Below are 17,595 nucleotides of genomic sequence, written 5' to 3' on the forward strand. Positions count from 1 at the left end.
AGAGCTGATGTTAGTCTTCTTGCATGGAGTACCGCGGCCACGAGCTGAGTGCGAACGTGTCGATGCTCTTCACCGAACTGCCCTACCCGCAGCGGTTCGCCGCGGCGGCGCAGGCCGGGTTCCGGGTGGTGGAGTCGTGGTGGCCGTTCGCCGTCCCCGACCCGTCGCCGGCTGAGATCGAGGCGTTCGTCCGGACCGTTTCCGCGGCCGGAGTGTCGCTTGGAGCGCTGAACTTCTACGGCGGCGACATCCCCGGCGGCGAGCGGGGAATCGCCTCGCACCCCGATCGGCAGGACCAGCTCACCGCGAACACCCGCGCGATCGTCACGATCGCCGAGCAGACCGGATGCCGGCTGTTCAACCTGCTGTACGGCCAACTCGACGACCGCTGGTCACCGGAGGAGCAGGCGAAGACCGCCGTGATCGCGATTCGCGAGGCCGCGTCAGCTGTGGCGGCGATCGACGGCACGGTGCTGATCGAGCCGCTCACGGAGGGCTTGAACGGCCGCTATCCGCTGCTCACCGCGGACGACGTACTGCGGTTGCTCAACGGCCCGCTGCACGACGTCGGGAACCTCTCGCTGCTGTTCGACACCTTCCATCTCGGCAGCAACGGTGTGGATCTGCTCGCCACCGCGGCTTCGGTTCCGGTCGCGCATGTCCAACTCGCCGACAGCCCGGGCCGCGGCGAACCGGGATCCGGTGCGCTCCCGATCGACGCGACCCTCGACGCCCTCAAGGCCGCGGGCTACCAAGGCGTCGCCGCGTGCGAGTACAAGCCGACGACGGACACCCTCACGAGCCTGGCTTGGCTCGGCTAGCGGCATCGCGCAACGCGTTCGCAACCGCTTCTACAGCAGGGGTTCTGGCCCGGCGGGTGAGCAGGAAGACCTCCCGTCCCACACTGCCTTCGGCGGGACGTCGTACGGCGACGCCTGGCGCACCGTGGGCGAGGACCAGGTCCGGCAGCAGTGCGCCGGCGCCCGTCGTACGGACGAGCTCGAGCAGGATCAGGAAGTCGTCGGAGCTGTAGCGGACATCGGGCTCGAAGCCGCCGAGCTCACGGCAGACGCGGACGTGCATCTCGCGATGCCCGGTGCCCGGCTGACAGGCGGCCCACGCCAGGTCGGCGAGGTTCGCGATCGGGACCCGTTCGGCCGCCGCCTGGGGGTGGTCCTCGGGGAGTACGACGCGGATGTCTTCGCGGAGCACGTGCTCGCGGAGCAGGTCGGCATGAACGGCTCGCGGTTGACCGTCGTACTCGTCGCCGACCATCACGTCGAGCTGCTGCAACCGCAGCGCCGGCGCGGCCTGCTCGACCTCGAGCTCCGACGCCTCGACCCGGATCTCGGGGTACGCCGCCGCGAGGCTGCGGATCGCCGGCGCGACGACGCGGAGGAACGCCGACTGGAACGACGCGATCCGGATCACGCCCGCGACCCGGCCCGCGGCGACCGCGGCCACCTCGGCCTCGGCCGCCTCGAGACCTTCCAGCAGCCCCGTGGCATGCCGGACCAGGACCTCCCCGGCCGGGGTCAACCGGACGTTGCGGCCGACCCGCTCGAGCAGCGGCGTACCCGCCTCACGCTCCAGGACTGCCAGTTGCTGGGAGATGGCGCTCGGCGAATACCCGAGGGCTCGGGCGGCGCCGTGCACGGTTCCGCGGCCATGCACCTCACGCAGCAGCCGGAGCCGGTGCAGATCCATCATTCGTTCAGCTTAGCTTCACGATGCTGTGCGTGAAGCCGCGATGGACGTGAACGGTCTCCGGCCCTGACCATCGATGCCGTGGGACGCCTCTTCTGCCTTTTTTCCGCCACCGCGTTCGGTGTCATGGCCGTGTTCGGCAAGCTCGCGTACGACGCGGGTGTGTCTGTGGACGCCTTGCTCCTGGTCCGTTTCGGCCTCGCCGGCGCACTCATGCTCGTCATCGCGCTGGCTCGCGGCGCCTTCCGAACCCTGCCCCGCCGAGCGGTCCTGACCGGCCTCGGCATGGGCGTGTTCGGGTACGCCGCCCAGTCCGGGCTGTACTTCTCCGCACTGGCCTGCATCGACGCCTCACTGGTCGCGTTGATCCTGTACCTGTATCCGGTCCTCGTGATGGCCGGAGCGATCGCGCTGCGCCGGGAACCTGCGTCGCCGCGCCGGGTGGGTGCGCTGGCGATCGCTCTCGCAGGGATCGGTCTGGTACTCAGCGGGGCGATGAGTGCGCACTTCAGTTGGACCGGCATCCTCCTGGCGTTGGGCGCACCAATCGTCTACACCTGCTACATCCTGGTCGGCGACTCGCTCGGGGGCGAGGTGCCGCCGCTGGCGCTGACCGCGCTGGTGTGCACGGGCGCGTTCGGGACGTACGTCGTGCTCGGGTTCGCGCGTGGCGGTGCTGACTTCCACTTCGCGGCTGTCGGGTGGTTGTGGCTGGCGTTGGTCGCAGTGGTGAGTACGGTCGCGGCCATCGTGTTCTTCTTCGCCGGGATGGCGCGGGTGGGTCCGTCGGTGGCGTCGATCCTCTCGATCTTCGAGCCGGTGGTGACGGTCGGCGCGGCGGCGGTGGTCTTCCGCGAGCATCTGAGCGCCTTGCAATGGCTCGGCGCGGCGCTCGTGCTGTCGGCCGTACTGATTGTTCAGTGGCCTGCCCGCCGGCCGGCGCCTGCTTCAGGGCTTCTGAGCACTGACGGCGTACATGGTCAGGGACATGTGGAAAGCACCCCGGTCCGCAGCCTCGCCTAGGGTTCGGGCGAAGGTGTCGGCTTCGGCCTGGGTGATGACGCCGGCCTTCAGCGCGGTCAGGTGCATCATGCCGACGAAGCCCTTCCGAGCGCCGTCCTGCGGTTCTATCCACGTTGCCGCGGTCTCGCCGGTGATCTCGAGACCGGCGTCCGCGAGCAGGCCGCGAAGCTGACGGCCCGAGTACGGGTTGGCGTTCTCGTCGTGGAAGTAGGCGATCATCCTCTGCAGTACGTCGGGGTCCGCCGGGTGGATGATCGCCGTGCCCCAGTCGGTGTCGATCAAGACGATCCGGCCACCGGGACGCAGTACCCGGGTCATCTCCTCCACCACCGCCGCGGGGTCGTCCACGTGCTGCAGCACGCGCTCGGAGCGCAGTACGTCGACCGACTCATCCGCGAAAGGCAGCGCCTCGGCCCGCCCGTCGACGTACTCGACGTCAGCACCCGCGGCTCGTCGTACCGCCTCGGCTCGGAGGCCGGGGCTGGGCTCTACGCCGATCGCCCGGGCGCCCAGCTCGGCGAGCGCGACCACGTCCGCACCGGTGCCCGAGCCGACGTCGACCGCCGTCTCCCCCGCGGTCGGCGCCAACTGCTCGAGCGCCCAAGCCTTCAGCGTACGAACCGCCGGCCGCCCCGCCATCTGGTCCAGCACGAACGCCTGCCGCTCGACGTTCTGCTCGGCCACCCGCGCGGCACGGAAGCTCCCGCGCTCGGTCACGAACCCGGACCCTTCGGTCACTCTGATCGCCCCCTCCCGTACGCCGAGCCTAACCCTTACGGCAACGGCTGCCATTCGTCGTTCGACATCCGCAGGATCGCCCACCCCACCGCGGCGAACCCGACGGCCTGCAGCCCCCAGCCGATCAGGTCCAGCGTGTGACTGCTGACCACGATCGCTGCGACGAAATGGATCGGCTGCGAGACGGCGACCGCCAGGGCGGCCCAGCGCCCGCCGACCCGGGAACGCCACATCGCGATCCCCAGCAGGATCGTGCCGAGCACGTGACCGACCACGAACACGACCCCGGCCAGGTTCATCGAGCCGTGCGTGACATCGGCCGCGCGCGTGATCGTCGCCGGATCCAGGCCGGCCGTCCCCGCCGACCACGTGAACAGATCGCTCGACGCCGTCCACGGCAACGACAGGTACCCGGGTACGAGGAGCAGCATCGCCACCGCGGTCAGCCAAGGCACCCGGCGGCGCGTCAGGCGAGCGACGAAGTACACCGCCGGTACGAGCGTCAGGAACCCGACGTACGCGAGCCAGATGACCAGCGAGCTCCTGTCCAGGTTGCCGACGATCTTCTGCGTGATCGTCGGTACGTCGTCCACCGTGTCGTACGGCAGCAGGAACCGCAGCAGCGCGACCGCCGCCGGCCCGATCGGCAGGATCAACGCCGCCGTCCACCGCCACGCGGGCCGAATGTCGGTACGCGGCGTGTTCCGGGTGATCGTCTGCGTCATCGCGCACCTACCGGTTCCCGAGTCGGCAGCAGTACGGCGATCACGCCGACCACCGTCGCGGCGACGCCGACCCCAGCGGCGGCGATCGCCCCTGTCGGCACGTCGGACACGAAGAACGCCGGTACGGCGAGCAGTGCCGAGGCGAGCCGCAGCGTGATCAACGGCGCCAGCGCCCAACGCCTTCCACGCCATGCGAACGCGACCAGCACCAGGCTGATCAGCCCGACGACCGCGGTCCCGATCGCGACACTCATCGGCGGATGATCGCCGTCCGTCAGCAGCGGCGCGGCCAGATCGGCGAGCGCGAGCAGCCCGAGCAGCACCAGGCCGAACCGATTCCTTCCAGACATCTGTCTACCCCCTCGTTGCGGTTGTGCCACCACCGTCACGCGCCGATCGCGGTGCTCGCCTGAGCCTGCGATCCCACCGGCCCGGGCGGTTCCCCGGCCGGCCCGGGAACCCGATCCCGAGACACCGGGAACCTTTCGGGCGCACACTGCGGCTATGACGACCTCAGCGAACCGGCGCGTTCTCGTCGTGCTGCTCGCCGGACTGGTGATCGCCGAACTCGCGATCGCGGTCGTCCACGCCATCACAACCGATGCGAGCTGGCACCAGATGGTGGATTCGTTCCTGCTCACCAACGGATTGATGGGCCTCACGTTCGGCCTCTGCGGAGCGGTGATCGCCTGGCACCGGCCGGCCAACCCGATCGGCTGGCTCTTCCTCGCCGACGGGATCGGCCACGCCACCACCCCGTTCGCCGACGCACTCGCCCACGGTGCGGTCGCTCAACGATGGTTCGTCACCATCTCGCTGGCGACCTGGCCATGGTCGATCGCCCTGTTCCTGCCGCTGGCGCTACTGCTCTTCCCCACCGGACGGCTGCTGTCCCCGCGCTGGCGGTGGGCGGCGCTCGGCATCGTCGTGACCGCGCCGCTGTTCGTGCTGGAGATGGTCGGCAGCGGCGACACCGTGTCGCCCGATCTTCCCCGCGGTTACCTGAGCATCGCGTCCTACGATTCCCTGCAGCCGCTGTGGACCGCCACCGAGGTGCGCAACCTGGCGGCCATCCTGCTCGCCGTGGTCTGCCTGGCGATCAGATACCGGCGCGCCGACGAGATGGGCCGCCGGCAACTACTGTGGTTGCTGCTGGCCTCCGTCATCGCGATCCTGTTCGTCACCCCCTGGGCCTTCGTGGCCGGCACGCCGATCCTCGTCCTGCTGGCGATTCCGCTGATCCCGATCTCGGTCGCTGTCGCCATCGTCCGTTATCAACTGCTCGACATCCGGCTGGTGGTGTCCCGCGCTCTGACCTGGACGCTGCTCTCACTGGTTGCCATCGGCATCTACGCGGCACTGGCAGCGCTGCTCGGATCCCTGATCGCGTCGCAGGTCGGCCGATCCGCGGTGGTGACAGTGGCCGTCGCGCTGATCATCGCGCCGGTGCTCCCCCGACTGCAGCTGCTCGTCGATCGGGCGTTGTACGGCGATCGGAACGATCCGGCCCGAGTGGCCTCGCGGGTCGGTGAGCAGTTGTCGGCGGGGCTTCCGGGCGTCGTCGCCGCGGTACGGTCCGGGTTGCGCCTGCCCTACGCCGCGCTGACGGTGGACGGCCGGGTCGTCGCGACGGACGGTCAGGCGGGGCAGATCGTCGTACCGCTGGATCTGGAGTACGGCGGTGCGGTGGTCGGAGCGCTCGAGGTCGGAGTGCGGTCCGGCGAGAAGGAGTTGTCGGCGGCGGATCGCAGTGTGCTGGCGCTGGTCGCCGTACCGCTCGCGGTGGCGGTGCATGCGACGCGGCTGTCCGCGGAGCTGCAGACTTCACGCGAGCAGCTGGTCTCGGCGCGCGAGGAGGAGCGGCGACGGCTGCGCCGGGACCTGCACGACGGGCTCGGGCCGACGCTGACGGGCGTGGCCTTCACAGCGGATGCGGCGGCGAATCTGGTCAGCGCCGACGCGCCGCGAGCCGTCGAGTTGCTCGCGCGGCTGCGGGCGGACACCCGAGCGGCGATCACCGACGTACGTCGGCTGGTGGATGATCTGCGACCGCCCGCACTGGACGAGCTCGGGTTGGTCGGGGCGCTACAGCAGCGGGCGGACCAACTGTCGTTCCGTGCGGACGGTGCCGGTCTTCGTGTGTCGGTCTCCGCCAACACACTGCAGCCGTTGCCCGCCGCGCTGGAGGTGGCGGCGTACCGGATCGCGACCGAGGCGCTGACGAATGTTGTGCGGCACTCGCGCGCGACGTCCGCCGTACTCGCATTGCGCTGTGACGGCGCGCTGGAGATCGAGGTCACCGACGACGGCCCACCCAACGGCGCGTGGCGACCGGGGGTCGGGCTGCACGCGATGCGGGAACGTGCCGCGGAACTCGGTGGCCACCTGGACGCCGGGCCGACGCCGTCCGGCGGCCGTGTGCACGCCCGCTTCCCGATCGCTCATCCCGAACCGGCCGGGGAATCCCGATGACCATTCGTGTCGTACTTGCCGACGACCATCCCGTCGTCCGGGCCGGGCTGGAGGCGTTGCTCACCTCGCTGTCCGGCATCGAGGTGGTCGGCGTCGCCTCCAACGGTCGCGAAGCGGTCCGCGAGGTCGTCACCACCCGGCCGGACGTCGCCGTCCTCGACCTCCAGATGCCGGACCTCGACGGATTCGCCGCCACCCGCGAGCTGACACGCACTGTCCCCGAGGTCGCCGTACTCGTCCTGACCATGTTCGAGGACGACGACTCGGTCTTCGCGGCCATGCGGGCCGGCGCGCGCGGCTACCTGGTCAAAGGTGCGGAGCAGGAGGAAATCGCCCGCGCGATCCAGGCCGTCGCCGCCGGCGAGGCGATCTTCGGCCCCGGCGTCGCCCGCCGCGTCCTCACGTTCTTCGCCGCCCCACCACCCACCGCCGAGCCGTTCCCCCAGCTCAGCGCCCGGGAACGGCAGATCCTCGACCTGATCGCCGCCGGCCTGTCCAACACCGCGATCGCCACCCGTCTCGAACTCGCACCGAAGACCGTCGCCAACAACGTCTCCGCCATCTTCACCAAACTCGGCACCGCCGACCGCGCCACCGCCATCATCCAGGCCCGCAACGCCGGGCTCGGAACTACCGAATCGCCTTGAGGTAGCGGTTCCCGACCGTCTCCAGGTGGGTGATGAGCTCGGGCGGGCCGTCGACGCGGAAGTCGAGGCCGAGCATGCCGATGTAGACGGCGATGATCTCCAGCGAGTCGGCGCCGGTGACGAGGATGCAGGTGTTCTCGTCGACCGATTCGACGATTCCGACGGCGGCGTGGATCCGGGACAGCACCTCGCGCGCGGGGGCGTACACGGTGATGCGGGCGTGGACCTTCCACCCGGTCGTGGCGACGTCCCGCAGTACGAAGTCGGTGTAGTTGAGGTCCGTCATCGGGCGCGGCTGGTACCGGCGACCTGTTGCCATCCGCAACGACATCCAGTCGACGCGGTACGTCCGCCAGACCGACTCCTCGTCGCGCGCCACCAGGTGCCAGTACCCGTGCCAGCTCACCAACCGGTACGGCTCGACGAGGATCGGCAGTTCGCTCGCGACCCCCGACCCTGCGCTTCGCAGCGAGACGCCGTCCGGTACGACGTACTCGAACCGCAGGAAATGCTCGTCGCGAATACACGCCGCGATCGTCGCGAGGACGCCGGACGGGATCTCGGGGGCCTCGACATTCGAGCCCGTGTTCTCGGGCCCCTTCTCCATCGCCTTGTTGATCGCGTTGACCTGCCGCTGGAGCCGGTGCGGGAGCACCTGCTCGAGCTTCGTCAACGCACGCGCGCTGCTCTCCGCCATACCGGCGACACCGACGCCGGCCCGCAGACCGATCGCGACGGCGACCGCCTCCTCGTCGTCGAGCAGCAGCGGGGGTAGCTTCGCACCGACGCCGAGCTGATAGTGCCCGGCCGCGCCGCGGGTGGCGTCGACCGGGTACCCGAGTTCACGCAGCCGATCGATGTCGTTGCGGATCGTCCGCGTGGTCACCTCGAGCCGCCCGGCCAGCTCGGCACCCGTCCACGCCGGACGGGTCTGGAGCAGCGCGAGCAGGGCCAGCAGACGCTGCGAAGTCTCGAGCACGATCAGTCCTTTGATTAGGAATCTAATGTTCCTATATGGATCCTACGCTGAAGCCATGAACACGAACGAGAGCATCCGGCCCTTCACCGTCACGATCGACCAGGCCGACCTGGACGACCTGAACACCCGCCTCGCCCGTACGCGGCTCCCGGAACCGGCCCCCGGCGACACCTGGGACCTCGGTACGCCGAACCACTACCTGCGCGAGATGGTCGACCACTGGCAGAACGGGTTCGACTGGCGGGTCCAGGAGGCGCGGATGAACGAGTTCCCGCACTACCTCACCGAGATCGACGGGCAGACCGTGCACTTCATCCACGTCCCGTCGGCCGTCGAGGGCGCGACTCCGCTGCTGCTGACCCACACGTACCCTGGTTCGTTCGTCGACTTCCTCGACATGATCGGCCCGCTCACCGACCCGGTCGCGCACGGCGGCTCCGCGTCCGAGGCCTTCTCGGTCGTCGTACCGTCGATCCCGGGCTTCGGCTTCAGCACGCCGCTCGTCGACCGCGGCTGGACGATGGCCCGCGTCGCCCGCACCTTCGACACGCTGATGCGCCGCCTCGGCTACGACTCGTACGGCGCCCACGGGTCTGACGCCGGCGCGATGGTCGCGCGAGAGCTCGGCGTACTGAACCCTCCCGGCTTCCTCGGTCTGCACGTCCTGCAGCTCTTCTCGTTCCCGTCGGGCGACCCGTCCGAGTTCGAGAAGTTCACGCCTGACGACTACGCGGCGCTCGAGCACCTGAAGTGGTTCCAGTCGGTCGGCGGCTACAACGCGATCAACTCCACCCGCCCCCAGACCGTTGCCGTCGGCATCTCCGACTCCCCCGTCGGCCAACTCGCCTGGAACGAACTCTTCAACAACTTCGGCAACGGCACCAGCCTGGTCACCCCCGACCAGATCCTCACCGAGGTCTCCCTCTACTGGTTCACCAACACCTCAGCCGCCGCCGGCCGATACCACTACGAGGAAGCCAACGCCGGCGCCGAACCCGCGGTGAACCACGCCCGAACCGGCGTAGCCGTCTTCGCCGACGACTTCAAAACCATCCGCCCCCTGGCCGACCGGGACAACACCCAAATCGTCCACTGGTCAACCTTCAAAGAAGGCGGCCACTTCGCCTCCCTAGAACGCCCCACCGACGTAACCACCGACCTCCGAACCTTCTTCCACAACCTCTAACCACCCCTCCGGCCCGGCTCCCTCACAAGAGCCGGGCCGCGCACGCCTGCCGTACGACGGCCGTCGGCGAGCCATCCGCAAACGCAGATGACCCACAACCGCCGTCCACGCCGGTCCGCCGCTACGTCACGGTCGGAACAGATCTCGTCAGCCATGGACTCCGTCGGCCTGTGGATAGATATGACGTGCACGCCCGAGACTCGTCTAGTCTGGAACGACAGTCAGCGAAGGAGTGCAGATGTCGACGGAGACACCGCAGGACCGTCCGAACGGCGACCGGGTCAACGTGATCGATACAGCAACCGCGTCATACAACCTCCCTCGGATGCTGCAACGGTTCCGCTCTGGTCAAGGTGAGCCGCTGATCTTCGGCGACGAAGGTCAACCGGAGGGTGTGGTCGTTCCCTTCGAGCGGTGGGAGCAGCTCGAGGAGCTCGCCGCCGATGCCGAGCAGGCCGCGGAGATCCGCGAGGTCACCCGGCGCCGCCTAGCGAACAATCGCGTCGAAGATTACGTCTCGGCCGATGACCTCGCGGCTGAGTTCGGGTGGAACCTCGACAGCGACAACGAGCCACCCACACCCCGATGACGGCCAAGTACCATCTGATCCTCGATCCGGAACTGAGAGATGAGCTCCGGGCGCTCCAGGCTCGTGCGCAAGCAGACCCCAATGGTGCCGCAGCCAAACAGTTCGAAGCAGTGCGCGTCGCACTGAGCGCGCTGCGCGAGGGCCGCGAGGCGGAGTTCGACGGCGAGCGTCTCGGCCGCTCGGACAATCATCCCGACCTTCGCGACTGCGCCGAGATCAAGGTGCCGGTCGTCGAGGAGTTCAACCGGCGCGGGCGGCCGATGGGCCCTTCACACCGCGTCACCTATCGAGAGTTCGAGGGCTCGAGCGAATCGTCGCTACCGGTCCGGCAGGTCATTGCCTTCGCGCCCCGCAAGGATGGCGAGATCTTCGACGTGACCGCCAACCGCCTCGGCCGGTCCAAAGGCGTCGGACTCGAAGAACTCGACCACCTCCCGACGGTCCGGCCCGCCGTAGGCCCTGGCAAAGAGGCCGGCCGTCCCGTGGCACCGCCGCGCATGCCCCTGACGCCCGAGCTGGCCCAAGCGTTCAAGGCGCTGGAAGGCCTCCCTCCACCCACCAGCAGCCCACCGACGACCACGAACCACGAACCAGCAGCGCAACGCAACAAACCCAACCGCGGCACCTCCCGAGACAGGTAGGACCGTCTTCACCCGGCCGCTTTGGCCTCCCGCAAAGCTGACTATCTTTAATGCCGCCGTTACGGCTGAGCGCTCACCGCTTGCTTGTCGAGCCACGCACGCACGCTCCGTGCGTCGGCGTACCCGTGGGCCTTCAGAACATCGACGATGTCCTGACCACAGATCAGCGCGATCGGATGACCGTCGGCGCGTACCTCTGAGTACGCCTGCGGCCCGAAGAACGACGTGGTCACGAAGACACCGAACTCCCGATGCCGAATCCGCGAGATCAGGCGGGCGACATCCCGAACTCCGACCTGCGTTCCGGGGCCATAGCACTTCGCCTCCAGGGCAAAATCGATAGTAATCGGATCGGACCGTGGGCCGAGCGTGTACTCGCCCACCGCATCCCGCCCGCCATCGCGGCTCGGGCGTGTGACATCGCAACGCCCCGTTGCAGGCGCGAGCAGGCGCCACAGCTCGACGGCAATCGGCTCGAAGTCGTGCTCACGTCCCTGAAAGTACTCGCGAATCTCTGCGAGCATCGAGCGCCCAACCGGATCACTGGGCAACTGTGCTTCCTTCGCCCTCACCACCGTCGTGGTGGGAGCCTCCAGCGGAAGGTAGACCCGACCGTCGACCCACGACTTCCACGCCGCCGGGCAATGCTCGCTCTCGTAAGCCTTCCCGTCAAGCACGTCGTTGATCCAGGCCCGCGAGATGTGACCCACGTCCAAGACCGTGAATTCGGCACGGTAGTTCTGGAATCGTTGGCCGGCGGTACTGCGCCAGATCGCCACGAGATCGTCGTCGCTCGTCAGGGACTCGGCGCCCGGCGCCAGCAGACCATTGAACGCCACGCTGCGCCCCGGTACTGCCTTGTGAAAAAGGAAGAAGGGCGGCACCTTCCGGCGATCCTCCGCCGTTCCGTGACCGAGCGCGAAAGCGTCCCGCAGCAGTAGGTTTCCACCGCGCTGTGTCTGGTGAAGCTCGCGCCCTGGCTGCCGGTTGTCTCCGAAGTATGTGAAGATCCCGGTCCGCGTGTCGAGCACATCGGGCCAGTCTGCCTCGGTACCCGACGTGTACAGCGCGACGAGCCGGACGTCACCTCTTCGCGGAGAGCCCTTCGGCCTGAAACCACCTTGGTTCCCAACCGGCAGCAGCCGCGCCAGCGCATCATCAGCAGCCGACCCAGCTCGACCACCAGCGTAGGCAGCATCGACAATCAGATCCGCAGTCCCCAAACCACCAAACGCAAAAACAGGCGCACCACTCATCACCGCAGGCTATCCCCGTATTGGGCCTTGATAGCGCCGAGGTACGCCTTGTTCAGCGCCTGATCTGTCAGATTGACTCGAGGCAGATCTCCAATCCCGGCCAACCCGGGTTCCCGCAGACTAAGCTAACCACGCCCAACAGATCGAAGGAGTGTGCGAAGCAGATGCCGGACCTGCTGCCGGGATGGCCGCCGCCGTCAGGAATCGAAGAAATCGATACCGTCATCACGGAACTGCTCCGCGTCGATCCGACTGGCGATCAAGTCGCGAGCGTCCTACGGGACACGCTTGATCAACTTCTCGACGGCCGGCGCCGGGGCCGCTGGAATTACGCCGACCTACACAAGACCGAGAAGACCTACATGGGCACGCTGGTCGAGATCAATCTCCATCGCGAGTTCGAGTTCGAGGACGGCACCGTCACCGACTACCGGATCGCGGGCGTCGAAGTCGACTGCAAGTTTTCGCAGGTCATTGGCGGTTGGGAATTCGGTCCAGAGATGGTCGGCCACCTGGGTCTGGTGGTGTGGGCGAGCGATCAGAACAGTGCCTGGCGCGCCGGGATTGTACGTGCGACCGCAGATGTGCTCCGGGAGTCGAAGAACAGGGACGCCAAGCGGAAGCTGACCCGCGAAGGTGTCGGGCGGATCCGATGGCTGTGGGCAGACCACCCTGGCCTGGCCCCAAACCAGTTACTGCAGATGCCGGATGCGCAGCGCAGCAGGATATTTGCTGCCCGCGCACGGTCGGGCAACCGGCACGGGCAGGCGAGGCTGCTGCAGCTTTGCCGGGAGCTTCCTGGCGTAATCCTGCGAAGAACAACAATCGAGACTGTCGGGTGGGGGCTTGATGACCCCATGAAGCGGATGAGGTCGAACGGCGGTGCGCGCGACAAGCTTCGCCAAGAGGGTCTGCTTGTACTCGGTCATCAAGACAACGATCCGCGGGTCGCGGCCGCGCTCGGCCTTCCAATCCCGGTAAAGGGCCAGTTCGTCGTCTGCCGCGTCGTCCCATCCGAGAACTCTGTCGGCGCCGAGATTCAAGGTTCCTGGTGGCGCCAGGCGACCGCAGAGGACCCGGTAGTGCCCGCGCCATCCGTGCCGCGCTGACTGACCCGTCCACCCCAGAGACTCGATCAGGTCTATCGTCGTATGCCGTGAACGCTGACTTGCCGCATGACCTGCTGTGCAGCGCCGACGGAGCATCGGCGTGTGCCGCGTACCAATTTGTTGATGAGCTAACCCACCCAGGCGAGGTCGTATGAACGCCGAACGTCGTCGACGACGAGAGGGCGCATTGGCGCCCGATTGCGGAGCCAATCGAACCTCTTCATACGGAGATACGCCAACGACGGCTGGGCGCTCGCGCAACATGCAGGCCATCCGCCGAACGGACACCAAGCCGGAGGTTCAGCTGCGATCCGCCTTGCATCGGAGGGGCTACCGCTTTCGCAAGGATCTCAACGTCCACACAACTACCCGTCGGGTCCGACCCGACATTGTTTTCACCGCACGCAAGATCGCGGTCTTTGTCGATGGATGTTTCTGGCACTGCTGTCCCCAACACGGGCGTCAACCGGCAGTGAACACGGGATATTGGTCGCCCAAGCTCCAGCGCAACGTCGAGCGCGACAGGTTAGCCGACGCCGCATTGCACCAGGACGGCTGGCATGTAGTCCGAGTTTGGGCGCACGAAGAGATTGAAGATGCGGTCGGCAAGGTGGCCAGCGCGCTGGAACGGTTCCAGCTAGCTGACCTTTGAGCGCATTTGGGCTAGGTATTCGTGGCGGATGTGGTCGTCTTGGCCGATGAAGGCGCGGAAATCACCTAGTTTGTAGGCAGGCTCGCCTGCCGCGGACTCGATCCGGCTCATGTTGAAGTCGCGGGTGAGGTGCTTGAGGCGAATCTCGATCTCTTCGTGCGTGAGCGATCCGCTGATTCGCTGGTGGATCTCGTTGACCGTGAGCGGATCCGAGGCAGCTCGCAGGGCTCGGTACACCTCGTCGTGAGTGATGACCTCAGTCTGGACGCGAGGTTCGCCTTCGTGCCGCAGAGCGGCGGCTATCTGGCGACCGATCGCTCGCGCGACAGGCGGAGGGAAGGCGTTGCCGATCTGGCGGTACTTCGACGTTTTCCGGCCAGCGAACTTCCACTCGGTCTCGTCCCAGCCTTGCAGCCGCGCAACCATCTCAACCGTTAGCTTGGGGTCGTGGTCCTCGCCAACGTCGGCCGAGGGAGCTGCGTCTGCGACACCCAGACCATCAACCCCCATCTCACGCCAGGCGGCCTTCGCACGGGTCGGGCCAAGATCAGCGCCGCCGTGCTTCTTCGAGCCCCCGACGATCGTAGGGGCGATCCTGTTCGCGCGACTGGCCCAGTGCTTAGCGTGCTTCCAGCCATTCGCTTCCATGAGATCCATCAGCTCTTCGCCGACAGTCCTCTGAACTGGCGTTGCTTCCGGCCAAGTGAAGTACGGCGCATCCTCCTTGCGGAGAGCGACGAGCACGAAGCGCGGACGCAGTTGAGGTACTCCGTAGTCAGACGCCTGCAGCAGCCGCCAATCCGCGACGTACCCAAGCTCACTGAGGCGGTCGAGCACATGCTGGCGGTATGCCGAGAACCGCGGTGCCGAGAGGCCTCGAACGTTCTCGAGCATCAGTGCGCGCGGCCGCATGATCCCGCAGAGCTCGACAGCCCAGGCAAAGAGATCGCGTTCGTCGTTCGCACCGAGCTGCTTACCAGCGATAGAGAACGGCGGGCACGGAACGCCGCCAGCGAGCAGGTCGACATTCTGGAATTCGGCGGGATCCCAAACCTCGGGATCGGCCACATCACCAGTCCGGACCTTCCACTGTGGGCGGTTCAGCCTCAAGGTGTCCGCAGCCGTCGGATCTAGCTCGACTGCTAACGCGTGTTCGAACCCAGCTTGCTCTAGCCCCAGCGCCTGCCCACCAGCACCAGCACAGATCTCTACTACTCGCAGTGAACTCACGAGACCTCCCCCGTAGTTCGAACATTTGTTCGAGTGTAGAGATGCACACTTAGCGTGGTCAAATCCGCTGGCTGGCGGAATGTACTCCGCCGGGTAGATCTCAGAGATCGAGTCTCGGACCGCATCGACTCGACGCATCTCATGCCGGCAACATCCGCTCTCTCAGAGGATCGAACAGGCAGAGCTTAGCCTCCACCGAGAGACGATCGTGGGACGCCCGCCGACGCTGGCTGCGACTACTTTCCGGACACGCGCGCACACGCCCACACGTCGTCACTCCGCCAAGGATTCCAGCCGCTCAGAAGCTGGGCCGATCAGACTGTGCGGATCCTCCTGTTGGACATCTGCCCAGCAGCAGATAGAGGTTGGGAGGTATGGACTTTACTCAGCTTGGGCGGACTGGACTTAAGGTTAGTCGGATTGTTTTGGGGACCATGAACTTTGGGCCTCTGACCGAGGTGGGGGATGCGCACTCGATCATGGATCGGGCGCATGCGGTGGGGATCAACTTCTTCGACACCGCGAACGGGTACGGGCGGGCGATCTACCCGGGGCGGACCGAGGAGATCATCGGTGAGTGGTTCGCCAAGGATGGTCAGAACCGGGAGAAGACGGTGCTGGCGACCAAGGTGTATGGCGACATGGGCGACGGCTCGTGGCCGAACACCGGGCGGCTGTCGGCGCTGAACATTCGTAAGGCGCTGGATGCGTCGCTGAAGCGGCTGCAGACCGACTACGTGGACCTGTACCAGTTCCACCACATCGACCGGTTCACGCCGTGGGACGAGATCTGGCAGGCGATGGAGGTCGCCGTACAGCAGGGGAAGGTGTTGTACGCCGGGTCGAGCAACTTCGCGGGATGGCACATCGCGCAGGCGCAGGAGGCGGCGGCGCGGCGGAACTACGTGGGCCTGGTGAGTGAGCAGTCGCTGTACAACCTCGCGCAGCGTGACATCGAGCGTGAGGTGCTGCCGGCGGCGCAGGCGTACGGGCTGGGTGTGATCCCGTGGTCGCCGCTGCACGGTGGGCTGTTGGGTGGCGTGATCCGCAAGGAGAACGAAGGGGTACGCCGGCTGGAAGGCCGCTCGAAGGAGACCCTGGAGAGGCTGCGCCCGCAGATCGAGCAGTACGAGGCGTTCGCGGACGAGCTCGGCCACGAGCCGGGTGAGCTCGGACTGGCCTGGCTGCTGCACCAGCCGGGTGTCACGGGCCCGATCGTGGGTCCGCGGACGATGGAGCAGCTCGAGTCCGCCGTCCGCGCGGTCGACATCAAGCTCGACGACAAGGCGCTCGCCCGACTGGACGAGATCTTCCCGGGCTACAAGACCGCCCCCGAGGACTACGCCTGGTAGATCCTCCGGCCAGCCGGCCGCCGCACGACACCGCGCATCGGCCGCAGGACGCCGAAGCAGCCGGCCGACGCAAGTCCACAGCGGCCGCGAAGCGCAGAACGCCGAGGCAGTCGGTCGACACAGGTCCACAGCGGCCGCGAAGCGCAGGACGCCGAGGCAGCCGGTCGTCGCAGAAGTGCGACGGCCGGCTGTCTCAGTGGTGGCCGGCCGTGGTCGGGAGCATGCCGATCAGGGCGTCGGCGGCGAGGGACGCGGCGGGGCCGGTGGGGACGGCGACCGAGACCTGCCAGTCGGAGGCCGTGCCGGGAGCCAGGGAGACGGTGACGTGATCGCCGTGCTTGGCGGCGATACGTTCGGGGACCAGGGCGACGCCGAGGTCGTGGGCGACCAGGGCGAGCAGCGTGTGGACGTCGTTGACCTCGATCGTGACCGGGTGCGCGACGCCGCCGGCGGCGAACGCGCGGTCCGAGATCGCGCGGGCGCCCCAGGTCGGGTCGAAGTCGACGAAGGATTCGCCGGCCAGGTCGTCCAGGCTCACGCCGGACGCCTTGGCGAGCCGGTGGTCAGGGGCGCAGACGAGGACCATCGACTCGCGGGACAACGGCCGCAGGTCCAGGCCGTCGACCGGGGAGCCGTCCGTGGCGACGAACGCGACGTCCAGCCGCCCGGACGCCAGCTCGTCGAGCATCGGCGTCGAGCCACCCTGCCGGACCTCGATCTCGACACCGGGGTACGCGGACCGGAACTTCGCGAGCAACGCCGGTACGTCGACCACGCCGAGGCACTGCTCCAACCCGACGGTCAGGTGCCCACGGAGCAGCCCTTGGACCGCGGCGACCGCGTCCTTGGCGGCTTCCGCGGCAGCCAGCGTACGGCGACCCTCGCAGAGCAGCGCCCGCCCGGCCTCGGTCAGCTCCACGCTCCGGGTGTTGCGGACGAACAGCGAGGCCCGCAGCTCACGCTCGAGCGCACGGATCGAGGCGGACAGCCCGGACTGCGAGATCGACATCGCCTCGGCGGCCCGGGTGAAGTGCTTCTGCTCGGCCACCGCGACGAAGTGTTCCAAGTGCCTCAGCTCCATGACTCAGAACTGTAGTCGATCGAAAGAAATCGATTCACCTGTCCCGCATGTTGTCGATCCGCGACAGCGGACTTCCAGGCCATCTCAATCACGCGGGTGACGACGGGCTCCGCGGGCCGAGGTCGTCGTACCGGGATTGTGATGGCCTGCAGAACCGGACCTGTGTCACTCAGCAAGCCGGCGGCGCCTGGCGCTCGCACGCTCAGTG

The 17,595-nt window shown here is 67.5% G+C and carries 18 protein-coding genes; 10 read left to right on the forward strand and 8 right to left on the reverse strand.

Annotated features, from left to right (window positions below):
* Positions 1–23: 23 nt before the first annotated feature.
* The gene (locus ACFYRH_RS19120) at positions 24–821 is read left to right on the forward strand and encodes a hydroxypyruvate isomerase family protein (RefSeq protein ID WP_387776415.1); all 798 of its coding nucleotides are present in this window, start codon (positions 24–26) and stop codon (positions 819–821) included.
* On the opposite strand, the gene ACFYRH_RS19125 is transcribed toward ACFYRH_RS19120, so the two are convergent.
* On the reverse strand, positions 796–1,710 hold the full coding sequence (locus tag ACFYRH_RS19125) for a LysR family transcriptional regulator (protein WP_387776418.1): 915 nt from the start codon (positions 1,708–1,710) through the stop codon (positions 796–798). The two genes, ACFYRH_RS19120 and ACFYRH_RS19125, sit on opposite strands and share 26 nt — an antisense overlap.
* A 78-nt stretch (positions 1,711–1,788) precedes the next feature.
* Here ACFYRH_RS19125 and ACFYRH_RS19130 point away from each other — a divergent pair, with 78 nt between their 5' ends.
* Positions 1,789–2,730: a DMT family transporter gene (locus ACFYRH_RS19130; protein WP_387776421.1), complete on the forward strand. Its 942-nt coding sequence runs from the start codon at positions 1,789–1,791 to the stop codon at positions 2,728–2,730.
* Here ACFYRH_RS19130 and ACFYRH_RS19135 read toward each other — a convergent pair.
* The 3 genes from ACFYRH_RS19135 to ACFYRH_RS19145 are packed head-to-tail and all read right to left on the reverse strand — an operon-like array spanning position 2,656 to position 4,543.
* Positions 2,656–3,447 (reverse strand): methyltransferase domain-containing protein, encoded by a 792-nt coding sequence (locus ACFYRH_RS19135; RefSeq protein ID WP_387776424.1) that lies wholly within the window; start codon positions 3,445–3,447, stop codon positions 2,656–2,658. The two genes, ACFYRH_RS19130 and ACFYRH_RS19135, sit on opposite strands and share 75 nt — an antisense overlap.
* Positions 3,448–3,503: 56 nt before the next feature.
* A complete protein-coding gene (locus ACFYRH_RS19140) occupies positions 3,504–4,193 on the reverse strand; it encodes a hypothetical protein (RefSeq protein WP_387776427.1) in 690 nt (229 codons plus the stop codon).
* Complete coding sequence (locus ACFYRH_RS19145; RefSeq protein WP_387776430.1) at positions 4,190–4,543, reverse strand: hypothetical protein; 354 nt, start codon at positions 4,541–4,543, stop codon at positions 4,190–4,192. The genes ACFYRH_RS19140 and ACFYRH_RS19145 overlap by 4 nt, the downstream gene beginning before the upstream one ends.
* A gap of 154 nt (positions 4,544–4,697) precedes the next feature.
* Between ACFYRH_RS19145 and ACFYRH_RS19150 the strand changes: the two genes are divergently transcribed.
* Positions 4,698–6,665, forward strand: a complete 1,968-nt coding sequence (locus ACFYRH_RS19150) for a histidine kinase (protein ID WP_387776433.1) — start codon at positions 4,698–4,700, stop codon at positions 6,663–6,665.
* Positions 6,662–7,312, forward strand: coding sequence for a response regulator (locus tag ACFYRH_RS19155; protein ID WP_387776436.1), 651 nt, complete (start codon positions 6,662–6,664; stop codon positions 7,310–7,312). Before ACFYRH_RS19150 ends, ACFYRH_RS19155 begins: the two co-directional genes overlap by 4 nt.
* Here ACFYRH_RS19155 and ACFYRH_RS19160 read toward each other — a convergent pair.
* The gene (locus ACFYRH_RS19160) at positions 7,296–8,291 is read right to left on the reverse strand and encodes a helix-turn-helix transcriptional regulator (RefSeq protein ID WP_387776439.1); all 996 of its coding nucleotides are present in this window, start codon (positions 8,289–8,291) and stop codon (positions 7,296–7,298) included. The two genes, ACFYRH_RS19155 and ACFYRH_RS19160, sit on opposite strands and share 17 nt — an antisense overlap.
* A gap of 55 nt (positions 8,292–8,346) precedes the next feature.
* On the opposite strand from ACFYRH_RS19160, the gene ACFYRH_RS19165 reads away from it, so the two are divergent.
* The 3 genes from ACFYRH_RS19165 (at position 8,347) to ACFYRH_RS19175 (ending at position 10,707) form a co-directional block, all read left to right on the forward strand.
* Positions 8,347–9,477 (forward strand): epoxide hydrolase family protein, encoded by a 1,131-nt coding sequence (locus ACFYRH_RS19165; RefSeq protein WP_387776442.1) that lies wholly within the window; start codon positions 8,347–8,349, stop codon positions 9,475–9,477.
* A gap of 238 nt (positions 9,478–9,715) precedes the next feature.
* Positions 9,716–10,066: a hypothetical protein gene (locus tag ACFYRH_RS19170; RefSeq protein ID WP_387776445.1), complete on the forward strand. Its 351-nt coding sequence runs from the start codon at positions 9,716–9,718 to the stop codon at positions 10,064–10,066.
* Positions 10,063–10,707 carry a hypothetical protein gene (locus ACFYRH_RS19175; protein ID WP_387776448.1) on the forward strand — a complete coding sequence of 215 codons (645 nt, stop codon included), beginning with the start codon at positions 10,063–10,065 and terminating at the stop codon, positions 10,705–10,707. Before ACFYRH_RS19170 ends, ACFYRH_RS19175 begins: the two co-directional genes overlap by 4 nt.
* 59 nt (positions 10,708–10,766) lie before the next feature.
* Here the strand turns inward: ACFYRH_RS19175 and ACFYRH_RS19180 are convergent, their stop codons facing one another.
* Positions 10,767–11,963 carry a restriction endonuclease gene (locus ACFYRH_RS19180; RefSeq protein WP_387776451.1) on the reverse strand — a complete coding sequence of 399 codons (1,197 nt, stop codon included), beginning with the start codon at positions 11,961–11,963 and terminating at the stop codon, positions 10,767–10,769.
* Positions 11,964–12,127: 164 nt separating this feature from the next.
* On the opposite strand from ACFYRH_RS19180, the gene ACFYRH_RS19185 reads away from it, so the two are divergent.
* A complete protein-coding gene (locus ACFYRH_RS19185) occupies positions 12,128–13,072 on the forward strand; it encodes a NaeI family type II restriction endonuclease (RefSeq protein ID WP_387776454.1) in 945 nt (314 codons plus the stop codon).
* Positions 13,073–13,223: 151 nt separating this feature from the next.
* Entirely contained in the window at positions 13,224–13,724 is a 501-nt protein-coding gene (locus ACFYRH_RS19190) for a very short patch repair endonuclease (RefSeq protein ID WP_387776457.1), read from the forward strand.
* Here the strand turns inward: ACFYRH_RS19190 and ACFYRH_RS19195 are convergent.
* The gene (locus ACFYRH_RS19195) at positions 13,710–15,092 is read right to left on the reverse strand and encodes a DNA cytosine methyltransferase (RefSeq protein ID WP_387776460.1); all 1,383 of its coding nucleotides are present in this window, start codon (positions 15,090–15,092) and stop codon (positions 13,710–13,712) included. The genes ACFYRH_RS19190 and ACFYRH_RS19195 overlap by 15 nt on opposite strands.
* 236 nt (positions 15,093–15,328) lie before the next feature.
* On the opposite strand from ACFYRH_RS19195, the gene ACFYRH_RS19200 reads away from it, so the two are divergent.
* Positions 15,329–16,306 (forward strand): aldo/keto reductase, encoded by a 978-nt coding sequence (locus tag ACFYRH_RS19200; RefSeq protein ID WP_387776463.1) that lies wholly within the window; start codon positions 15,329–15,331, stop codon positions 16,304–16,306.
* A 193-nt stretch (positions 16,307–16,499) separates the two neighbouring features.
* Here the strand turns inward: ACFYRH_RS19200 and ACFYRH_RS19205 are convergent, their stop codons facing one another.
* On the reverse strand, positions 16,500–17,387 hold the full coding sequence (locus tag ACFYRH_RS19205) for a LysR family transcriptional regulator (protein ID WP_387776466.1): 888 nt from the start codon (positions 17,385–17,387) through the stop codon (positions 16,500–16,502).
* Between the last annotated feature and the right edge of the window lie 208 nt (positions 17,388–17,595).

Source organism: Kribbella sp. NPDC004875 (assembly GCF_042873375.1).
GTDB lineage: Bacteria > Actinomycetota > Actinomycetes > Propionibacteriales > Kribbellaceae > Kribbella.

Coding starts and splice junctions, on each gene's coding strand:
- ACFYRH_RS19155 (WP_387776436.1), top strand. CDS start 6,662: ATGACCATTCGTGTCGTACTTGCCGACGACCATCCCGTCGTCCGGGCC.
- ACFYRH_RS19195 (WP_387776460.1), bottom strand. CDS start 15,092: ATGCGTCGAGTCGATGCGGTCCGAGACTCGATCTCTGAGATCTACCCG.
- ACFYRH_RS19190 (WP_387776457.1), top strand. CDS start 13,224: ATGAACGCCGAACGTCGTCGACGACGAGAGGGCGCATTGGCGCCCGAT.
- ACFYRH_RS19180 (WP_387776451.1), bottom strand. CDS start 11,963: ATGAGTGGTGCGCCTGTTTTTGCGTTTGGTGGTTTGGGGACTGCGGAT.
- ACFYRH_RS19145 (WP_387776430.1), bottom strand. CDS start 4,543: ATGTCTGGAAGGAATCGGTTCGGCCTGGTGCTGCTCGGGCTGCTCGCG.
- ACFYRH_RS19165 (WP_387776442.1), top strand. CDS start 8,347: ATGAACACGAACGAGAGCATCCGGCCCTTCACCGTCACGATCGACCAG.
- ACFYRH_RS19150 (WP_387776433.1), top strand. CDS start 4,698: ATGACGACCTCAGCGAACCGGCGCGTTCTCGTCGTGCTGCTCGCCGGA.
- ACFYRH_RS19185 (WP_387776454.1), top strand. CDS start 12,128: ATGCCGGACCTGCTGCCGGGATGGCCGCCGCCGTCAGGAATCGAAGAA.
- ACFYRH_RS19170 (WP_387776445.1), top strand. CDS start 9,716: ATGTCGACGGAGACACCGCAGGACCGTCCGAACGGCGACCGGGTCAAC.
- ACFYRH_RS19200 (WP_387776463.1), top strand. CDS start 15,329: ATGGACTTTACTCAGCTTGGGCGGACTGGACTTAAGGTTAGTCGGATT.
- ACFYRH_RS19125 (WP_387776418.1), bottom strand. CDS start 1,710: ATGATGGATCTGCACCGGCTCCGGCTGCTGCGTGAGGTGCATGGCCGC.
- ACFYRH_RS19175 (WP_387776448.1), top strand. CDS start 10,063: ATGACGGCCAAGTACCATCTGATCCTCGATCCGGAACTGAGAGATGAG.
- ACFYRH_RS19205 (WP_387776466.1), bottom strand. CDS start 17,387: ATGGAGCTGAGGCACTTGGAACACTTCGTCGCGGTGGCCGAGCAGAAG.
- ACFYRH_RS19140 (WP_387776427.1), bottom strand. CDS start 4,193: ATGACGCAGACGATCACCCGGAACACGCCGCGTACCGACATTCGGCCC.
- ACFYRH_RS19120 (WP_387776415.1), top strand. CDS start 24: ATGGAGTACCGCGGCCACGAGCTGAGTGCGAACGTGTCGATGCTCTTC.